The 18,397-nt window shown below is 58.3% G+C and carries 20 protein-coding genes; 17 read left to right on the top strand and 3 right to left on the bottom strand.

The window, feature by feature from the left end:
- Window positions 1–11 precede the first annotated feature (11 nt).
- The 14 genes from ASD54_RS17240 (at window position 12) to ASD54_RS17175 (ending at window position 13,787) form a co-directional block, all read left to right on the top strand.
- Complete coding sequence (locus ASD54_RS17240; RefSeq protein WP_062555841.1) at window positions 12–1,058, top strand: dipeptidase; 1,047 nt, start codon at window positions 12–14, stop codon at window positions 1,056–1,058.
- 54 nt (window positions 1,059–1,112) lie between these two features.
- Window positions 1,113–2,750, top strand: a complete 1,638-nt coding sequence (locus ASD54_RS17235; RefSeq protein WP_062555840.1) for an ABC transporter substrate-binding protein — start codon at window positions 1,113–1,115, stop codon at window positions 2,748–2,750.
- A gap of 11 nt (window positions 2,751–2,761) precedes the next feature.
- Window positions 2,762–3,829 carry an ABC transporter permease gene (locus tag ASD54_RS17230; protein WP_062555839.1) on the top strand — a complete coding sequence of 356 codons (1,068 nt, stop codon included), beginning with the start codon at window positions 2,762–2,764 and terminating at the stop codon, window positions 3,827–3,829.
- Complete coding sequence (locus tag ASD54_RS17225; RefSeq protein WP_062555838.1) at window positions 3,826–4,758, top strand: ABC transporter permease; 933 nt, start codon at window positions 3,826–3,828, stop codon at window positions 4,756–4,758. The genes ASD54_RS17230 and ASD54_RS17225 overlap by 4 nt, the downstream gene beginning before the upstream one ends.
- A complete protein-coding gene (locus ASD54_RS17220; RefSeq protein WP_062555837.1) occupies window positions 4,755–5,588 on the top strand; it encodes an ABC transporter ATP-binding protein in 834 nt (277 codons plus the stop codon). The genes ASD54_RS17225 and ASD54_RS17220 overlap by 4 nt, the downstream gene beginning before the upstream one ends.
- On the top strand, window positions 5,585–6,340 hold the full coding sequence (locus ASD54_RS17215) for an ABC transporter ATP-binding protein (protein ID WP_062555836.1): 756 nt from the start codon (window positions 5,585–5,587) through the stop codon (window positions 6,338–6,340). The genes ASD54_RS17220 and ASD54_RS17215 overlap by 4 nt, the downstream gene beginning before the upstream one ends.
- A gap of 30 nt (window positions 6,341–6,370) precedes the next feature.
- Window positions 6,371–7,303: a LysR family transcriptional regulator gene (locus tag ASD54_RS17210; protein ID WP_062555835.1), complete on the top strand. Its 933-nt coding sequence runs from the start codon at window positions 6,371–6,373 to the stop codon at window positions 7,301–7,303.
- Window positions 7,304–7,436: 133 nt separating this feature from the next.
- Window positions 7,437–8,969 (top strand): ABC transporter substrate-binding protein, encoded by a 1,533-nt coding sequence (locus ASD54_RS17205; RefSeq protein WP_062555834.1) that lies wholly within the window; start codon window positions 7,437–7,439, stop codon window positions 8,967–8,969.
- Between the two features lie 114 nt (window positions 8,970–9,083).
- Window positions 9,084–10,034, top strand: coding sequence for an ABC transporter permease (locus ASD54_RS17200; RefSeq protein WP_062555978.1), 951 nt, complete (start codon window positions 9,084–9,086; stop codon window positions 10,032–10,034).
- Window positions 10,034–10,852: an ABC transporter permease gene (locus ASD54_RS17195; protein WP_062555833.1), complete on the top strand. Its 819-nt coding sequence runs from the start codon at window positions 10,034–10,036 to the stop codon at window positions 10,850–10,852. Before ASD54_RS17200 ends, ASD54_RS17195 begins: the two co-directional genes overlap by 1 nt.
- A gap of 23 nt (window positions 10,853–10,875) precedes the next feature.
- Entirely contained in the window at window positions 10,876–12,270 is a 1,395-nt protein-coding gene (locus ASD54_RS17190) for an amidase (protein ID WP_062555832.1), read from the top strand.
- Window positions 12,271–12,476: 206 nt separating this feature from the next.
- A complete protein-coding gene (locus ASD54_RS17185) occupies window positions 12,477–12,803 on the top strand; it encodes a DUF883 domain-containing protein (protein ID WP_244484783.1) in 327 nt (108 codons plus the stop codon).
- A gap of 1 nt (window position 12,804) precedes the next feature.
- Window positions 12,805–13,248, top strand: a complete 444-nt coding sequence (locus tag ASD54_RS17180) for a hypothetical protein (protein ID WP_062555830.1) — start codon at window positions 12,805–12,807, stop codon at window positions 13,246–13,248.
- Between the two features lie 26 nt (window positions 13,249–13,274).
- Entirely contained in the window at window positions 13,275–13,787 is a 513-nt protein-coding gene (locus ASD54_RS17175) for a DNA starvation/stationary phase protection protein (protein WP_062555829.1), read from the top strand.
- Between the two features lie 75 nt (window positions 13,788–13,862).
- Here ASD54_RS17175 and ASD54_RS17170 read toward each other — a convergent pair whose 3' ends face one another.
- The gene (locus tag ASD54_RS17170) at window positions 13,863–14,621 is read right to left on the bottom strand and encodes a Crp/Fnr family transcriptional regulator (RefSeq protein WP_062555828.1); all 759 of its coding nucleotides are present in this window, start codon (window positions 14,619–14,621) and stop codon (window positions 13,863–13,865) included.
- Here ASD54_RS17170 and ASD54_RS17165 point away from each other — a divergent pair.
- Window positions 14,603–15,109, top strand: coding sequence for a hypothetical protein (locus ASD54_RS17165; RefSeq protein ID WP_156379264.1), 507 nt, complete (start codon window positions 14,603–14,605; stop codon window positions 15,107–15,109). The genes ASD54_RS17170 and ASD54_RS17165 overlap by 19 nt on opposite strands.
- Here the strand turns inward: ASD54_RS17165 and ASD54_RS17160 are convergent.
- Entirely contained in the window at window positions 15,106–15,672 is a 567-nt protein-coding gene (locus ASD54_RS17160) for an RNA polymerase sigma factor (RefSeq protein ID WP_062555826.1), read from the bottom strand. The two genes, ASD54_RS17165 and ASD54_RS17160, sit on opposite strands and share 4 nt — an antisense overlap.
- On the bottom strand, window positions 15,669–15,851 hold the full coding sequence (locus ASD54_RS17155) for a NepR family anti-sigma factor (protein WP_062555977.1): 183 nt from the start codon (window positions 15,849–15,851) through the stop codon (window positions 15,669–15,671). The genes ASD54_RS17160 and ASD54_RS17155 overlap by 4 nt, the downstream gene beginning before the upstream one ends.
- 169 nt (window positions 15,852–16,020) lie before the next feature.
- Between ASD54_RS17155 and ASD54_RS17150 the strand changes: the two genes are divergently transcribed.
- Entirely contained in the window at window positions 16,021–16,815 is a 795-nt protein-coding gene (locus ASD54_RS17150) for a response regulator (protein WP_062555825.1), read from the top strand.
- A 310-nt stretch (window positions 16,816–17,125) separates the two neighbouring features.
- Entirely contained in the window at window positions 17,126–18,136 is a 1,011-nt protein-coding gene (locus tag ASD54_RS17145) for a sensor histidine kinase (protein WP_062555824.1), read from the top strand.
- The last annotated feature ends 261 nt before the right edge of the window (window positions 18,137–18,397 follow it).

Raw genomic sequence — 18,397 nt, 5'->3', positions numbered from 1 at the left:
CGGAAATGACAATGGAATTAGTCTTCGACGGCCACAACGATGTTCTCTTGCGGCTATGGCGCAACATGCGCAATGGTGCCGATCCCGTCCGCGAGTTCATGCAGGGCACGAGAGAGGGGCATATCGACGGCCCCCGCGCGAAAGCAGGTGGTTTGGCCGGTGGACTCTGCGCGATCTACATTCCCTCAGGCGATCTGATTTTGCAGGAGCCAGACGGGCAGGGGCATTATGTCACCCCGCTCGCGGCCCCTTTGGCCCGCCAGCCGTCGCTCGATATCGCCATGGAAAAATTTGCCGTCGCGCTGCAGCTTGATCGAGCCAATGCCTGGCGGATCTGCCGCACGGTGCCGGAAATCCGGGCTGCGATGGACGACGGAATCTTCGCCTGCGTCATGCATATGGAGGGCTGCGAGGCGATCGGTGCCGATCTGGCCGCTCTCGACGTTTTCCATGCGGCGGGCCTGCGCTCGCTGGGACCCGTCTGGAGCCGCCACAACATCTTCGGCCACGGTGTGCCATTTGCCTATCCCATGTCACCGGATACGGCGCCGGGTTTGACCAATGCAGGCCGTGCTCTGGTGAAGGAATGCGATCGTCTCGGTATCGTCATCGATCTCGCCCACATCACCGAAAAAGGTTTCTGGGATGTGGAGAAGACCTCTGAAAAGCCGCTCGTTGCCAGCCATTCCAATGTCCATGCTCTGACCGAGGTGGCCCGTAACCTGACCGACAAGCAGTTGGATGCCATCCGCGAGCGAAAAGGTCTGGTCGGCCTCAACTATGCCGTGACCATGCTGCGGCCCGATGCGCGCGACGATGCCGACACCTCGCTCGAACTCATGGTCAAGCACATTGACTACATGGTCGAGCGCATGGGCATTGATTGCGTGGCGCTTGGTTCAGACTTCGACGGAGCCACTGTTCCACAGGAAATTAATGATGCGGCGGGCAATCAGAAACTGGTTGCGGCTCTCAGAAACGCGGGATACGGTCAGGACGAACTAATAAAGCTATGCCGTGAAAACTGGTTCAGGATCTTTGCGGAAACCTGGGCTTGAGAGACGGCTAAGTGCTTTAAAAAACACTGTTTTAAAGAAATGGGGAACCAGACCATGAACGCGTTCAATCGAAGCCTCCGCCTCCTTGGCACCAGTGCTGCCCTCTCTGTCATGATGCTGTCTGCGCCGCAGGCTTTTGCTGCAACGCCAGCCGATACGCTGGTTGTCGGCTTTGCCATCGACGACATCATTTCGCTTGATCCGGGCGAGGCTTTCGAGCTTTCCACAGCCGAAGTGACCGCCAACACTTACGAAAAGCTGGTCACGCTCGATCCGAATGATACATCCAAGGTCGTCGGTCAGCTGGCAGAAAGCTGGAAGATTTCCGACGATGGTCTGACCTACACGTTCAAGCTGAAGCCGAACCTGAAGTTTGCATCCGGCAATCCGATCACGGCAGAGGACGTGGCCTATTCGTTCGAGCGCGCCGTGAAGCTTGACAAGTCGCCAGCCTTCCTGCTGACGCAGTTCGGTCTGAAGGGTGACAATGTCGCCGAAAAGGCAAAGGCTGCCGATGCCTCGACCTTCGTTCTGACGGTCGACAAGCCCTACGCGCCGAGCTTTGTCCTCAACGTTCTGACGGCCACGGTTGCCTCGGTCGTTGACAAGAAGGTTGTTGCTGCCAAGGCCAAGCCGGTTACGGTAACCGCTGAAGCCAAGTGGGACAATGATTTCGGCAACGAATTCCTGAAGACCGGCTATGCTGGCTCTGGCCCGTTCAAGGTTCTGACCTGGAAGGCGAACGAAGCCGTCGTTCTGGAAGCCAATCCGAATTTCCAGGGCGAAAAGCCCAAGCTGAAGCGCGTCATCTACCGCTACATGAAGGAAAGCGCCTCGCAGCGTCTGGCTCTTGAAAACGGCGATATCGATATCGCCCGTAACCTCGAGCCAAATGATCTGAAGGCGATTGCATCCAAGTCCACGCTGGCCCAGACGTCCGCTCCAAAGGGTACCGTTTATTACATCGGCCTGAACCAGAAGAACCCGAACCTTGCCAAGCCGGAAGTGGTCGAGGCGTTCAAGTATCTGATGGACTACGATGCGATCGGCGCGACGCTCATCAACGGCATCGGCAAGATCCACCAGACCTTCCTGCCGGAAGGCCAGCTGGGTGCAAGCTCTGAAAATCCCTACAAGCTTGATGTTGCCAAGGCCAAGGAACTGCTGGCAAAGGCCGGACTGAAGGACGGCTTCAAGGTGACGATGGATGTGCGTAACACGCAGCCCGTAACCGGTATTGCCGAAGCCTATCAGCAGACACTGGCGCAGGCAGGCGTAAAGCTGGAAATCATTCCGGGTGATGGTAAGCAGACGCTGACCAAGTACCGCGCTCGCCAGCACGATATGTATATCGGCCAGTGGGGTTCGGACTATTTCGATCCGAACTCGAATGCGGAAACCTTCACGGCCAATCCGGACAATTCCGATGCGGGCAAGAACAAGACGCTCGCATGGCGCAATGCCTGGGATGTGCCGGAACTGACGAAGCAGACGCAGGCTGCACTTCTGGAGAAGGACAGCGCAAAGCGCGCCGAGATCTACCAGAAGCTTCAGAAGGAAGTTCTGGCCAAGGGTCCGTTCGTCATCATCTTCCAGCAGGTGGAAGTGGCGGGCTATTCGGCCAAGCTGAAGGGCTTCAAGCTCGGTCCGAGCTTTGACACCAACTTCGTCTACACGATCTCGAAGGACTAAGGGCCGGTTCCTTGACACTTCCCGAGACGAGCGGAGCGACGCGGCCACGGCGGCGTCGCAACAACCGCACGGCATGGGCCATCCTGCGTTTTGCGGTGACGGTCCTGACCACTTTCCTCGGCCTTCTGGCCGTTACCTTTTTCATCGGTCGCGTGGTGCCCATCGATCCGGCGCTCGCCATTGTTGGCGATCGTGCGCCTGCCCATGTGGTGGAGCGCGTTCGCGAGGAACTGGGGCTGAACCTGCCGCTCTGGCAGCAGTTTTTCATCTACTTGAAACAGGTTCTCTCCGGTGATTTCGGAACCTCGGTACTGACGAGCAATCCGGTGCTTGAAGACATCAAGCGCGTGTTTCCGGCGACCATGGAGCTCGCAACCGTCGGTACCCTGATCGGCGCTTTGTTCGGCGTGCCGCTCGGCGTTCTGGCGGCGGTAAAGCGCGGCAGCATTGCCGATCAGGTGGTGCGTGTCGTGGGGCTTATCGGCTATTCGGTGCCGGTCTTCTGGCTGGCGCTCCTGGCCTTGCTCTTCTTCTACGCGAAGCTGAACTGGGTTGCCTATCCGGGGCGTATCGACGTGGTCTACGAATACACGTTTGTTTCTACGACCGGCTTCTACCTGTTCGATGCCATCATGCAGGGCGAGTGGGAAGTCTTCCGGGATCTTTTCCGGCACATCATCCTGCCATCCGCACTGCTCGGATATTTTTCGCTGGCCTATATCAGCCGCATGACGCGCTCCTTCATGCTGAACGAACTGGCGCAGGAATATGTCGTCGCCGCTCGGGCGAAGGGGCTTTCGGAAACCCGCATCATCTGGTTCCACGCGCTGCGCAATGCCGCCGTGCCGCTGATTACGGTCATCGCGCTTTCCTATGCAGGCCTGCTGGAAGGGTCGGTTCTGACGGAGACGATCTTCTCCTGGCCGGGACTGGGCCTCTACATCACCAATTCGCTGCAGAACGCGGATATCAACGCCGTGCTGGGTGGCACGCTTGTTGTGGGCGCCGTGTTCGTGACCATCAATCTGTTGTCCGATCTGCTGTACCGGACGCTCGATCCGAGGACGCGCAGCCGATGACGAGCCTTGAGACCACATTGAAACCGTATAGCCGCGAATGGCTGCTTTCCGACCGCCCGACAACCCGCAGGCAGGCGCAACTTGGCCGCGCCTATGTCGTCTGGCGGCGGTTTTCGGAAAACCGGCTGGCGCTGCTTGGCCTCTTCATCATCATCGCACTGATCGTGGTGGCGGCACTGGCGGATGTGATTTCGCCGCATAATCCGGTGATCGGTGACCTGCGCAATTCACGCCTGCTGCCGCCGGGCTCAGAAGGCTTTCTCTTGGGAACCGACGACCAGGGACGCGACATTCTTTCGCGCCTCATTCATGGTTCGCGGCTGACATTGATGGTCGTGGTGCTTGTGGCGGTTATTGCCGCGCCCATCGGTCTGCTGGTGGGAACGGTTGCCGGTTATGCCGGTGGCTGGATCGATGCCGTTCTCATGCGCATCACCGACATTTTCCTCGCCTTTCCGAAGCTCGTTCTGGCGTTGGCGCTGGTCGCGGCTCTTGGACCGGGGATCGAGAATGCCATTCTGGCGATTGCCGTGACCTCCTGGCCGCCCTACGCCCGTATCGCCCGCGCCGAGACACTGACTTTCCGCAACTCGGAATTCATTTCGGCGGTCAAGCTGATGGGAGCTTCGCCCTTCCGCATCGTGCTTCGGCACGTCATGCCGCTCTGCACATCCTCTCTGATCGTGCGTGTGACGCTGGACATGGCGGGTATTATTCTAACGGCCGCCGGTCTTGGGTTCCTCGGCCTCGGTGCCCAGCCGCCGCTGCCGGAATGGGGTGCGATGATTGCCTCTGGCCGTCGCTTCATTCTCGACCAGTGGTGGGTTGCCGCCATGCCGGGCTTTGCCATCCTCATCGTCAGCCTTGGTTTCAATCTGCTGGGCGATGGCTTGCGCGACGCTCTCGACCCGAAGGAGGCCGGACAATGAGCCCGCTTCTGACCGTGGAGAATTTGCGCGTGAGCTTTCCGACGCGCACGGGCGAAGTGAATGCCGTGCGTGGCGTATCCTTCACGCTTGGCAAGGAAAGGCTCGGCATCGTCGGCGAATCCGGCTCCGGCAAATCGCAGACCGGTCGCGCCATCATGGGGCTGACGCCCGGACATGCGAAGATTACCGCCGACAGGTTGAACTTCGACGGTATCGATCTTCTTTCCGCCTCCAACCGTCAGCGGCGGCATATGCGCGGCAAGCGCATGGCGATGATCCTGCAGGATCCGAAATATTCGCTCAATCCTGTCATGCCAATCGGCAAGCAGATCATCGAAACGCTGCGGACGCATGAAAGTGTGTCTGGTCGCCAGGCCCGGGATCGGGCGCTTGCCATGCTGGAGGCGGTGCAGATCCGCGATCCCGAACGCGTGTTCGATCTCTATCCGCATGAGGTCTCCGGCGGCATGGGTCAGCGCATCATGATCGCCATGATGCTGGTCTGCGGCCCGGAGTTGCTCATCGCGGACGAACCGACATCCGCGCTTGACGTGACGGTGCAACTGGAGGTGCTCGGCATTCTGGACAAGCTTGTGGCCGAGCGCGGCATGGGGCTGATCTTCGTCAGCCATGATCTGAGGCTGGTTTCCTCCTTCTGCGATCGCGTACTGGTGATGTATGCCGGCCGCGTGGTGGAGGAATTGCCATCGGCCGATCTGGCAGCGGCGCAGCACCCCTACACGCGGGGACTGTTGAACTGCCTGCCAACGATCGGCAGCCATAGGCATCCGCTTCCGGTGCTGGAGCGACAGGCGGAGTGGACGCAATGACGGGTACGGCACTTTCCGTTCGCGATATGGTCGTGACATTCGACGAGTTTGTCGCGCTCAGCCATGTGACCATGAATGTGAACGAGGGCGAATCTTTCGGGATCGTTGGTGAATCCGGCTCGGGTAAATCGACATTGCTGCGCGCCGTTGCGGGATTGAATGTGTTCGAATCCGGCAGCCTGACGGTTGCTGGTCGCAGCTATTCCGGTTCCCGCCGCGACAAAGAATTCTATCGTACGGTCCAGATGGTGTTTCAGGATCCCTATGGTTCGCTGCATCCGCGCCAGACAGTCGATCGGCTGTTGCTGGAGCCGCTTGCGATCCATGGCTTTTCCGACGTCGATGCCCGCATTGCCCGCGCGCTGGATGAGGTGGGTCTCGGCTCCGGCTTCCGGTTCCGCTATTCGCACCAGCTTTCGGGCGGTCAGCGCCAGCGCATTGCCATTGCCCGTGCGCTGATCCTGGAGCCGAAAATCCTGCTTCTGGATGAGCCGACCTCGGCGCTCGATGCCTCCATTCAGGCCGAAATCCTCAACCTGCTGGAGCAGGCGCGCAAGGACCGGAACCTTACCTTCATCATGGTCAGCCACGATCTTGGCGTCATCAGCCACATGTGCGAGCGGCTGGCGGTGATGAAAAAGGGTGAGGTCGTGGAAACAGTTTCCGTCGAGGCTCTGGAAAAGCGCGAGTTTTCGCAAGAGTATACGCGCCAGCTGTTGGTGGCGAGCGAAGGCTTCCGCCGGACGGCTTAGAGCGAGCGCACTTACTTTTGGCGGATGTCCATGCAGCTTCGGGCCCTGATGTATTTCGATGAGGTGGTGCGCACCAACTCCATGCGCGCCGCCGCAGAAAATCTGAACGTTGCGGCAACCGCCGTCAGCCGCCAGATCGAAAACCTCGAACATTACTTCGGCACCCCGCTGGTTGAACGCAGCAGTCGGGGTATCCGTCTAACGGCGGCTGGCGAGCTGCTTGCGGCACGTGCAGGCAAGACGTTGCGCGAGCTGGAACATGTGCATCAACTCATTGACGATCTTCAGGGTCTCCAGCGTGGGCGGGTCGTGATCTATGCCAACGGGGCTGCGGTCGCGAACCTGCTTGCGCCCGTGCTTGCGCAGTTCAGCCTGAAATATCCCAATCTGCGGTTCGAGGTGGCAATCACGACAGCCAGACAGGCCATCGAGGCGCTTTCGAGCGCGGAGGCCGATCTTGTCGTCACTCTGTTTGCGCCCAAGCTGACAGGGGTCAAGGTGCGGCTTCGCTCGGAAGTCGCCTATGATCTCATCACCTCTGCCAGGCACGCGGCGGCGGGATTGACCGAAATCTCGCTCAAGGATGTGGCCGCGCTTCCTCTGGCGCTGCCCGACAAGAGCTTCGGTGCCCGTCAGGCCTTCGAGGAGCAGTTTGCCAAGGTCGGTGTCGAACTCGACCCGGTTTTCGTCACGGGATCATTGGAGATGCTGAAGGAACTGGTCTTGCGCGAAGCGGCGGTGACGCTTCTGCCGAGGCTGACCATTACGCGCGAAATCGAGATGGGGCTTCTGTCCGCCATTCCGATTTCCGGCGGGCGGGCGGTGAAGACGGCGATTGAGCTCTGCGTCGCGCCCGATCGCCAGCTTTCCTTTGCCGCCGCCAAGCTGGTGGATTTCATTGAGGCTTTCATGCGCGGAGCAGAACCCCGCAAGGCAGGACAGAAACCCAAGAAGAGTGTGTAGCGATTTCGGCTACACAGAGCACACAAAATTCGCCATTGTGTGTGCGCCTGCGAAATGACAGTATTTTCGCATAAACAGCTCTGCTGCCGCGCTTGAAACGGCAGATGGAGCAAGATCCAGGGGATTTTCAAGCATGTCACGCCTCACGCTTTCCACCTCGACCGGCTTTTCGCGCCGAACCTTCGTCGTTCTCACATTGGCGGCTGGCGTCGCCTTGGGTGCGCTTGGTTCCGCGCAGGCGGCTCCCAAAACCTCGCTTTCGCTTGGAATGTCGGTGGAGCCATCGGGCCTTGATCCGACGGCTGCCGCACCGGTCGCCATCGGTCAGGTGACGTGGCAGAACATCTTCGAAGGCCTGACGACCATCGACAAGGATGGCAAGGTGCAGCCGCAACTGGCCGAAAGCTGGGTCATTTCGCCGGATGGGCTGAATTATACATTCAAGCTGCGCAAGGGCGTAACGTTCCACAATGGTGAAGTGTTCGATTCCGCCGTTGCGAAATTCTCGATCGATCGCGCGCGGGCTTCCGATTCCGTCAATCCGCAGAAGCGCTATTTCGCGTCGGTCGATAGCGTCGAGACGCCGGATGCAGCGACGCTAGTGGTGAAGCTGAAGAGCCCGACGGGCAATTTCCTCTACTGGCTGGGCTGGCCGTCCTCGGTCATGGTTGCGCCGAAGAGTGCGGCCGACAACAAGACGAACCCGATTGGCACTGGCCCGTTCAAGTTCGTCAGCTGGGCCAAGGGCTCTCAGGTCGAACTGGCAAAGAACCCGGATTACTGGGACAAGGCAGGCACTGCCAAGCTGGAGAAGGTTACCTTCCGCTTCATAGCCGATGCGCAGGCGCAGGCTGCGGCTCTGAAATCCGGTGATCTGGATGCCTTTCCGGAATTTGCAGCACCCGAACTGATGGCAAGCTTCGAGGGTGACAGCAAGCTCACCACCGTCATCGGCAATACCGAACTGAAGGTCGTGGCTGGCATGAACAATGCCAAGAAGCCTTTCGATGACAAGCGCGTGCGCCAGGCCCTCATGATGGCGGTAGACCGCCAGGCGCTGATCGATGGGGCGTGGTCCGGCTTTGGCACGGCCATCGGCAGCCATTATACGCCGAACGATCGTGGCTTCGTGGATCTGACTAAGACCTACCCCTACGATCCGGAAAAGGCACGCAAGCTTCTGGCAGAAGCCGGCTTCGCCAGTGGACTGAGCTTCACGATCAAGGCGCCGCAAATGGCCTATGCGCAACGCAGTTCGCAGATGTTGCAGGCCATGTTTGCCGATGTGGGGGTAACGCTGAACATCGAAACCACCGAGTTTCCGGCAAAATGGGTGGCCGATGTGTTCAAGGGCGGCAATTACGACATGACCATCGTGGCGCATGCCGAACCGATGGACATCGATATCTATGCGCGTGACCCCTACTACTTCAATTACAAGAACCCGGCCTTCAACGAGGTTCTGAAAAAAGTGGACGCCACCGCCGATGCCGGCGAACAGGCGAAGCTCTATGGCGAGGCGCAGAAGATCCTGGCAGAGGATGTGCCGGCCCTCTACCTCTTCGTGATGCCGAAGCTTGGCGTGTGGAACAAGAACCTCAAGGGGCTCTGGGAAAACGAACCGATCCCATCCAACGTGCTGGCCCAGGTTGAATGGGCGCAGTAACCGGCTGAGAGGCGGCGGAACGCCAGTAAAGTTTCTGCCGCTTTCAAAATCCATTGCATGCCTGAAACAGGCGTTTCATCCTTCGCTTTCCCGGAAAGCCTGAAGGGACAGGATATGATTGCCCTCATCGTCCGCCGCATCGCCGGTCTTGTCGTTACCCTCCTGATCGTCTCGGCGTTGATTTTTCTCGTCATGGATCTTCTGCCAGGCGACCCGGCGTCTGTCATGCTCGGCACCTCGGCGACGCCGGAAACGCTGGCTGCGCTTCAGAAACAGATGGGCCTCGATCAGCCGCTTCTGGCGCGCTACGGGATCTGGCTGGAGCAGGCCCTACGCGGCGATTTCGGAACGTCCTACACCTACAGCGTCCCGGTCGCGGGTTTGATTGCGGAACGGTTGGCGGTGACGGTGCCGCTGGCCCTGCTTGCGGTATTTCTCTCCATCAGCCTTGCACTGCCGCTCGGCGTGATGTCTGCCGGTAAACGCAACAGCGGCCTGGACTATGTCGTGGGCGTTGTCTCGCAACTCTTCATCGCCGTTCCGGGCTTTTGGGTCGGCCTGTTGTTGATCCTCCTCTTTTCAGTTTCGCTCGGCTGGATGCCCGCGGGCGGATTTCCGGGCTGGAGTGCAGGTTTCTGGGTATCCCTCAAGGCGCTTCTGTTGCCTGCCATCGCGCTCGCTCTGCCGCAGGCGGGTGTGCTGACACGGGTTACCCGCACCTCCGTTCTTGAGGTCATGTCCGAGGATTATGTTCGCACTGCCCGCTCCAAAGGCTTGTCGGACAGGACTGCGCTCTGGCTGCATGCGGTGCCAAACGCCATGGTGCCTGTCGTCACCATTCTGGGACTGCAATTCACCTTCCTGATTGCAGGGGCCGTGCTGGTGGAAAACGTGTTCAACCTGCCGGGCCTGGGGCGGCTTGCCTATCAGGCGCTTTCCCAGCGAGACGTGGTGGTGATGCAGAATGTGATTCTGTTCTTCGCCGGTCTGGTGATCGTCATGAACTTCCTCGTCGACATGCTCTATCTGTTCATCGACCCGCGATTGCGGGCAGGAGCGCGCTGATGCGACAGATCCTGCGCCGCCCGACACTTCTCGCCGGTCTCATCATCACAGCTTTGCTCGTCTCCATCGCACTACTTTCACTTGTCTGGACGCCGTTTGCGCCCACGAAGATGCAGATCGTGCACAAGCTTAAGCCGCCGCTGGCGCACGGTCTTTTGGGCACGGACCAGTTCGGGCGCGACATGGCATCCATGTTGATGGTGGGAGCGTGGAACTCGCTTTCGACCTCGTTCCTTGCAGTGGCGATCGGGGCGACGCTCGGGACCCTGGTGGGGGTCACGGTCGCTGCGATCCGAGGGCTGACGGAAACGGTGGTGATGCGCGCCTGCGACATTATCTTTTCCATTCCGCCGATCCTCTCGGCCATGCTGTTCGGTGCCTTTATCGGGGCAGGTCGGTTCACAGCCATCATTGCGATTGCGGTCTTCATGGTCCCCGTGTTCGCCCGTGTCACCTTGAGCGCTGCGCGGCAGATCTGGACGCGTGACTATGTCATGGCCGCCGTCAGCATGGGGCGAAATCGCGCCAAGATCACCTATGTGCATGTGCTGCCGAACATCACCAACCAGATTCTGGTTCAAGTCACCATCCAGCTCGGTCTGGCGATCCTGACGGAAGCGGGCCTCAGTTTTCTGGGTCTGGGCATGCCGCCACCGACGCCCACCTGGGGCCGCATGCTTTCGGATTCGCAGACCTTCATGGGGCAGGCGCCATGGCTTGCGCTTCTGCCCGGTAGCGCCATTGCGCTGGCGGTGCTTGGCCTCAACATGCTGGGCGATGGCCTTCGTGATCTTCTCGACCCGCGCGACAATGTTTGACGAAACAGTGAAAAGACAATGCCATGAATGAATTGCTGAGCCTGACCATCCGGCAGATCCGCGAGCTCTATGCCGCCAGGAAACTCTCTCCGCTGGAATACTGGCAGGCGGTGGAAGAGCGCATCGAAGCCTTCGAGCCTCATGTTCAGGCGCTTTATCTCTATAATCCCGAGAGTGCGCGGGCGCAGGCTTCTGCCTCCACGCAGCGCTGGGCGAGCGGCGAGACCCTCGGTGTACTGGACGGAATTCCGGTGACATTGAAGGAGTTGATTGCCACGAAGGGCGATCCGGTTCCGCTTGGCACAAAGGCAGTCGATCTCGTTCCGGCAGCGGAAGACGCGCCAATTGCTGCCCGCTGCCGGGAAGATGGCGCTATCATCTTCGCCAAGACCACGTGTCCGGATTATGGAATGCTGTCTTCGGGCCTTTCCAGCTTTCATCCCTTGAGCCGGAATCCCTGGGATCTGTCAAAGAATCCCGGCGGATCCAGCGCCGGTGCGGCCTCTGCCGGTGCCGCCTCCTTCGGGCCTTTGCATATCGGGACCGATATAGGTGGATCGGTACGCTTGCCTGCGGGCTGGACAGGTCTTTTCGGCTTCAAGCCCAGCCATGGCCGTATTCCGGTCGATCCCTATTATGTCGGGCGTTGTGCGGGGCCAATGACCCGTTGTGTTGAAGATTCCGCCATTGCGATGGAGCCGCTTTCGCGTCCCGACTGGCGCGACGGTACATCCCTTCCGCCCAATGATTTCCACTGGCTGGATTTCGACATCGATCTCAAGGGTCTGAAGATCGGCCTGATGCTGGATGCCGGCACCGGGATTGGTGCGGAAGAAGAGGTGAAGGATGCTGTCGTTGCCGCTGCACGCCTGCTCGAGCAGGCAGGCGCGGAGATCATACCGGTCGGTCCCGTTCTGACGCGGGCCATGCTGGACGGTCTGGACAAGTTCTGGCGTTCCCGCTTCTGGGGCGACATCGAGACCATGAGCCCAGAAAAGCACGCCGAGATCCTGCCCTATATCTTCGAGTGGGCGAAGCGTGGCGCCGAAGTATCCGGTGTGGAGGCCGTGCGCGGTTTCAACCAGACCATCGAAATGCGCAAGACCTGCGGGCGTCTGTTTACCACTGTCGATGCCGTGATCTCGCCGACAAATCCGATCGTCTCTTATCCGGCGGAATGGGCGTCACCCACCAATGATCCGGCGCTGCCGTTCGAGCATATCGCCTTCACCGTGCCATGGAACATGTCGGAGCAGCCGGCATCCTCCATCAATTGCGGTTTCTCCAAAAGCGGCCTGCCGATTGGAATGCAGATCGTCGGCCCACGTTTCGCCGATCAGTTCGTTCTTCGTTTGTCGAAGGCGTTCGAGATCATGAGTGGGGGTGTCACCCGTTGGCCGGAGCCGCCCGCCGCCTGATAGTCTTCCATCGGCGAAGACCATAGGCCTTGAGCGATTGACATCGCTCAAGGCTTTTTTGTTCCCGGTCCGGTAGGGAACAAATTGCAGAGATCGGCGTTGACGGCATGAAAACGAGAGCCTGCGGGGTGCTCGTCGCAGTGGGGGACGATTGGCGCCAGAGCCGATCAGCTTTCCGGGTCTTATTCAATTATCAGGAGATGATGATGTCCATGAATTCACCGAATGATTTCACGCGTACCGGTTCTGAAGGCGATATCGAAAAGCAGCTCCAGCAACTTCGCGAAGACCTTGCGGCACTTGCACGTTCCGTGGCCGCTGCCGGATCCAACAAGGCTGACGACCTGAAGTACAAGGCGCGTCGTGCCTCGAACGAGGCCATGGATGCTTCGGCACAGGCTCTTGATTCTGCCCGTGCGCAGTTTCAGTCGATCGAAAAGGATATCGAGCGCCAGATCCGCACGAAGCCGCTTCAGTCTGTGGCAATCGCTGCCGGCATCGGCTTCCTGTTCGCGCTTCTGTCGCGTCGCTAACATGGGTGCACTTGCGCCTCTTCTGGCCTCGCTGTTGACGTCGGATGTGCGAGGTTTCGCCCAGCGGACCAAGCGCAATGTCATTCTCTATGCCATCGCTGCACTCTTTGCACTGACGGCCTATGGAACCGGCATTGCAGCGCTTGCAGTCTATCTCGCTCGCAAGATCGGTCCGGTAACTGCCCTTGCATCGGTTGCAGGTGGGTCACTGCTCATCGTCGTGATTATTCTTCTGGCGGTGTCCATCAAGAACAAGGCCGATGAAAAGCGTCGTCGCGAGGCAGCCGCAGGCAGCCGGGCCATGATGTTGACAGCGGCGGTCTCAGCGCTGCCGCTGCTGGTGAAATCGAAACCGCTTATGGCCGCCGCCATATCGGGCGGTGTGGGCCTCATCGCATTGAAGCTTCTGGGCGGTGGAAACGATCCATCGGACCCAAGCGCTTAAACAAGCTCAAACAGAGGAGCCATGACATGGCAAACGCATCTGCAGTTCTTAAACCCAAGTCCCACGACGAAGAGATCAACATTGGGCTGGAAACGAAATACCGGGCGCAGGCTGCAAAGAGCTTGTCCGATATTCTGGCTGCCACCTATCGGCTGACGATCAAGAGCCATGTTTACCACTGGAACGTCGTTGGCCCTCTGTTCAAGCCGCTGCACGAGCTGACGGAAGAGCACTATAATGCGCTGTTCAAGGCATCGGACATCATCGCGGAACGTATCCGCGCGCTGGGACATCTTGCTCCGGCAACGCTGGGCGAAGCAGCCCAGTTTGCGCCAAAGGCAAACGAAGTTGGCAAGCTGACGGCCGTGGACATGGTCAACGACCTCGTTGCCGACCATGAGGCTGCCGTCAAGGTCATGCGTGACACGGCGGAAAAGGCTGATGAAGCTGGCGATGTGGTAACCGCAGACATGCTGACCGATCGCCTTACATTCCATGAAAAGGCACTCTGGATGCTGCGGGCAATCGTCGCGGAATAACGACACATCCAGTGGTCTGAAGGCGCCCCGGTTTCGGGGCGTTTTTCGTTTGGGAAATATGTCCGATGAAGCAAGTCAGATGAACGGGCGCATGCCTTCGACAGAGGGTTGCCAACCTGCGATATCGAAGAGCTTGCCGCGCTCCAGAACCTCCGAGCCGCGATCCAGCCAGCGCACGACACCCGCATCCGACAGGCGCCTCAAAGTCTTGTTCGTGTGGACGAGCGACAGTCCGAGTGTATCGGCAACATGCTGCTGGGTCAGGGGCAGAACCTTCGGCCCCTCTTCGGGGAAAACGCCGGTTGCCTGAGCCCGGTGATCCAGGAAGGCGAGAAGATAGGCCGCGCGCTCCAGAGCCGTGCGGCGCCCGACGGAGAGAAGATGTTCATCCAGAATGGATTCCTCGCGCGAGGCAATCCAGGTGAGGTCATAGGCCAGCGAGGGATGGTTCTGAAATAGAGAGGTCAGGCGTTCGCGCTCGAAGACACAGAGGGTCATCTTCGTCAGCGCTTCGACTGAATGCAGCATTTCCGACATCAGGTTTCCCTGGAGACCGATCAGGTCCCCGGGCAGCACGTAGTTCAGGATCTGCCGTCGCCCGTCCTCCAGGATTTTGTAGCGGAAGCCCCATCCTGCGAGAGCCGTGTAGAGCTGTGGGTGGCGCTGGCCTTCGTCGATGATCGTCGTTCCCGGTTCAAGGAGAAGTTCTGCAATCTTGAAGGAGGACACGAACCCGAGTTCGGTCGAATCAAAATCACGGAATGTTTCCCGAGCACGTAACGGACAGAGTTCACAGGGGATGCGGACAGGAGCGAATGATTTGCTTTGAGCCATGGCGGACCGATTTTTGGCATGGGAAAAAGACAATAGAAGAAAAACTGACTGCCGCTATGTCTTTTTTAAATGACCCACCGTTCCATGAATGTTCTATGGCTTTCCTTGGTTTCACCATCCGGGAAATTCGCGTGCACTTTCTGGTCATCGATACACACTATCTGGTGGCTATGGAAGCCGAACAGGTTCTAGGAGAGGCATTCGGGTGCCGCGTTACGATTGCCATGCCGCGCGATCTCGATACCTTGCTTATGGAAGGGGCATTCGATGTCATGTTGATTGACATCGATTTTGTAACAGAGGTTCTATGGGGGAGAATCCAGCGCCTGCGGGAGGCGGGCGCTGGATTCGTTTTTACGTCCGTGGACAGCCGTCACCGTTCAGGAGTTCCCGGATTTCAGGGAATTCCTGTTGTGTTGAAACCGTTCGATGATGAGAGATTGGTAGAGGTGGTGCAGGACGTTTATGCTGGCGCGAAGCGGCCTTAGCTTCCGAAAGCTCTGGCAGTAATGGCGGCGTCACCGGGATCGGGACCGAAATCGCCCTCGCCGGAAACACCCAGAATTTCCTGAAGCCTTGTGCGGGCGCGCGAGACACGGCTTTTGATCGTACCGACGGCACAGCCGCAGATCGTCGCCGCTTCTTCATAGGCAAAGCCTGCAGCACCCACCAGAATGATGGCTTCACGCTGATCGTCCGGCAAAGTATCCAGCGCCTTGCGGAAGTCCTGCAGATCCAGACGGCCATACTGTTCAGGATGCACCGAGAACCGCTCGCTGAACAGCCCATCACTATCCTGCACTTCACGGCCACGCTTGCGCATCTGGCTGTAAAATTCGTTGCGAAGAATCGTGAAGAGCCAGGCGCGCATATTCGTGCCCGCAGTAAAGCTCTTCTGGTTCGCCCAGGCCTTCATGATGGTGTCCTGCACCAGATCATCAGCCTTGTCGTGGCGTCCGGTCAGCGAAACCGCGAAGGCACGCAGGTTCGGCAGGGAGGCCAGTAGGTCTCGCTTGAAAGCGCGATCGTCGTTTTCTTGATCCGTGGTCATTTCGCATTCACCGATTTTGCACTCTTTTCCGCCTCTTCGAGGCGCTCCAAGAGATCGAGGAAGCGATCCGGAATCCCTTCTTCCTGAACCGCATCATAGAATTCCCGCAATTTGCGTGAAATCGAAGCGTTCGGGAGCATGGCGCCCGGCCGGAAGTTGCTCGATTGTGGTGTGTTCATCTTCTCTTTGTTTCTGGTTTCGTCTTCACTCATCACGCAGGCAGCCTGTTGCGGTATCGTCTGTTGAAAATGCGCTTGAATAAAAAAAGTTCCCTAAAGACGGAACTTTTTTTCTGGGTTACCGTTGATACCACGTTCATTGCCCACTGGGCATCAGGGGAGATTCTGAATGTCACTTACCACTCGCGTTGCGTCCCACCTTCCTTATCTGCGCCGTTACGCCCGCGCCGTGACCGGTTCGCAGACCTCGGGAGACGCATATGTCGCGGCGGTCCTGGAAGCTTTGATTGCCGATATTTCCATCTTTCCGGAAAGTTCAAAGGACCGCGTTTCGCTGTATAAACTTTTCGTCGCAATCTTTGGTTCCACTGCAATCGAGATCCGTCCGATCGAGTCGCCCTTCGCATGGGAGCAGCGTGCCGTTGCCAACCTTGCGTCGCTTCCGTCACAAGCACGCCATGCATTTCTGCTGATTTCGGTCGAAGGCTTTACGCTTGAAGAAACCGCGGAAATCCTGGACGTTGACGTCAACGAGGTCACGCGTCTGCTGGATGAAGCATCGCGCGAGATCTCGCGTCAGGTTGCGACAGATATCATGATCATCGAAGACGAGCCGTTGATCGCGCTCGACATCGAGCAGATGGTCCAAGATCTCGGCCATCGCGTGACTGGCATTGCCCGCACGCACAAAGAAGCTGTTGCCCTCTTCCAGAGCTCCAGCCCAAAAATGGTTCTGGCCGATATCCAGCTGGCAGACGGCAGTTCCGGCATTGATGCCGTGAATGAAATTCTGAAAAGCTCCAGTGTCCCGGTCATCTTCATTACCGCGTTTCCGGAGCGCCTGCTGACAGGTGAGCGGCCGGAGCCAGCCTTCCTGGTGACCAAGCCGTTCAACCCTGACATGGTCAAAGCCTTGATCAGCCAGGCTCTCTTCTTCAATGAGGCCGTCAAGGCTGCCGCGTGAGCGGGCCAGCTTGTGATACGCGTTGATAATCCGGTTCCGTCTGGAACCAAGGCGACGGTTGAGCGTTCAGCCGTCGCCTATTTCACAGATGCCCCCGGTATGTGTGACGCGGGTCAAGCAACAGACTTCAAATATCGATCACCGAATGGTCCGGCCCGGATACAGGTCCGGCTGTTTGGTTTATGAGAGTAGAAATTAATAGCGTATCGGGTTGAGACCGGTCGACTTGCCGCCTATAAGGGGCTAGCAACGGTCTAATATGCAAAGACGCGTATTTTGCCGGTATCGCAGATCAGGGCGGAGCAATTAATTGTCGCATCAGCTGACATGGCAACAAGCTGGTGAAAGCGGTGAGGCGTTACGCGATTTCTTCATGCCCGCTCTCCTGGATCTCGGCGCGAGCGTTACGATCCAGGATCTCCAGCGTCGTTATATTTTTGTCACCAACCTCCCGGATGCCTGGTCGCAGGCGCTAACCGATGCACCAACCGATATCAGCCTGTTCGGTGAGGAAATTGCAGCAAAGCTGAAGCTGCTGAAAGATGGCATCACCGAGCATGGCCAGAAGGGACATCTCGAGTTCACTGTGAACTCCGATGAAGTCTACGAATTCAGGGTTCAGGCAATTTCCACCGCAGAAGGTGGTATCCATCTTGTGACGACGATCATTGACCGATCAGAGGAACGCCATCGAGAGCGGCTTCTTCGAGCGCTGCTGCGTGAAGTCAGCCACCGCTCCAAGAATCTGCTGGCCATCATTCAGAGTATCGCGCTGCAGACCGCACGCTATTCCGTGACGCTGGATGTATTTCTCAACAAGTTCCGGGGGCGGCTTTATTCGCTTTCGCAGTCCCAGGATCTGATCACGGATTCAAGCTGGCGTGGGGCGTATTTTTACGAACTGGTTCAGCAGCAGACTGAGAAGTATCTTCCCGAGAATGCGCACCTGATCAAAGTCAGCGGTGATAATGTCCTGTTGAGCCCGAATGCTTCGTTGCATCTCGGTCTGGCGCTGCATGAGTTGATCGTCAATGCGGTCAGTCACGGATCCCTTTCGAAAAGTGGCCGAGCCATTATGGTCACCTGCCAACGCGTGCAGGCAAACGGTCAGGATTCGCTCGAGGTACGCTGGGAGGAAGGACTGCCCAATCCCGTGCGCCATATCGAGGGAAGGGACAACAGCAGCCTGAAGGCGAATTTTGGCAGTACTGTCCTGGAGCGGGTGGTACCTGCTTCCGTCAACGGCAAGGCACGCTATGCCATCACGCCGGATCGCATCAGCTACAGCCTTGTCTTCCCTCTAGAACACGCGTCCGAATAATCACCTCGATCATTATCGAGGAGCCGCAGGTGTAACGCTTCTGAGGTGTCTGGCTGGTCGCACTTTTGCGCTAAGCACAAAAAGAAACGGTCTTGGTTTCTTTTTACAGAAGCCAAGACCGTTGGGTCTCTTCGAGGGGGATGAAGAGGTATCCGGAAGCTTTGAAGGGCGGGGGACGGGGGCGCTTCCAGATACATCAATAACGGGCCTGCCCGAAGAAGGTTCCGTCCGTTGCCAGAAAAATCAAAAAAAGATTTTCTG

It is taken from the genome of Rhizobium sp. Root149 (genome assembly GCF_001427345.1).
Classification (GTDB): Bacteria; Pseudomonadota; Alphaproteobacteria; order Rhizobiales; family Rhizobiaceae; genus Neorhizobium; species Neorhizobium rhizoryzae.
This window is presented reverse-complemented; position numbering and strand designations above follow the sequence as displayed.

Coding starts and splice junctions, on each gene's coding strand:
- ASD54_RS17240 (WP_062555841.1), top strand. CDS start 12: ATGGAATTAGTCTTCGACGGCCACAACGATGTTCTCTTGCGGCTATGG.
- ASD54_RS17235 (WP_062555840.1), top strand. CDS start 1,113: ATGAACGCGTTCAATCGAAGCCTCCGCCTCCTTGGCACCAGTGCTGCC.
- ASD54_RS17225 (WP_062555838.1), top strand. CDS start 3,826: ATGACGAGCCTTGAGACCACATTGAAACCGTATAGCCGCGAATGGCTG.
- ASD54_RS17220 (WP_062555837.1), top strand. CDS start 4,755: ATGAGCCCGCTTCTGACCGTGGAGAATTTGCGCGTGAGCTTTCCGACG.
- ASD54_RS17215 (WP_062555836.1), top strand. CDS start 5,585: ATGACGGGTACGGCACTTTCCGTTCGCGATATGGTCGTGACATTCGAC.
- ASD54_RS17210 (WP_062555835.1), top strand. CDS start 6,371: ATGCAGCTTCGGGCCCTGATGTATTTCGATGAGGTGGTGCGCACCAAC.
- ASD54_RS17205 (WP_062555834.1), top strand. CDS start 7,437: ATGTCACGCCTCACGCTTTCCACCTCGACCGGCTTTTCGCGCCGAACC.
- ASD54_RS17200 (WP_062555978.1), top strand. CDS start 9,084: ATGATTGCCCTCATCGTCCGCCGCATCGCCGGTCTTGTCGTTACCCTC.
- ASD54_RS17195 (WP_062555833.1), top strand. CDS start 10,034: ATGCGACAGATCCTGCGCCGCCCGACACTTCTCGCCGGTCTCATCATC.
- ASD54_RS17190 (WP_062555832.1), top strand. CDS start 10,876: ATGAATGAATTGCTGAGCCTGACCATCCGGCAGATCCGCGAGCTCTAT.
- ASD54_RS17185 (WP_244484783.1), top strand. CDS start 12,477: ATGTCCATGAATTCACCGAATGATTTCACGCGTACCGGTTCTGAAGGC.
- ASD54_RS17180 (WP_062555830.1), top strand. CDS start 12,805: ATGGGTGCACTTGCGCCTCTTCTGGCCTCGCTGTTGACGTCGGATGTG.
- ASD54_RS17175 (WP_062555829.1), top strand. CDS start 13,275: ATGGCAAACGCATCTGCAGTTCTTAAACCCAAGTCCCACGACGAAGAG.
- ASD54_RS17165 (WP_156379264.1), top strand. CDS start 14,603: ATGATTTGCTTTGAGCCATGGCGGACCGATTTTTGGCATGGGAAAAAG.
- ASD54_RS17170 (WP_062555828.1), bottom strand. CDS start 14,621: ATGGCTCAAAGCAAATCATTCGCTCCTGTCCGCATCCCCTGTGAACTC.
- ASD54_RS17160 (WP_062555826.1), bottom strand. CDS start 15,672: ATGACCACGGATCAAGAAAACGACGATCGCGCTTTCAAGCGAGACCTA.
- ASD54_RS17155 (WP_062555977.1), bottom strand. CDS start 15,851: ATGAACACACCACAATCGAGCAACTTCCGGCCGGGCGCCATGCTCCCG.
- ASD54_RS17150 (WP_062555825.1), top strand. CDS start 16,021: ATGTCACTTACCACTCGCGTTGCGTCCCACCTTCCTTATCTGCGCCGT.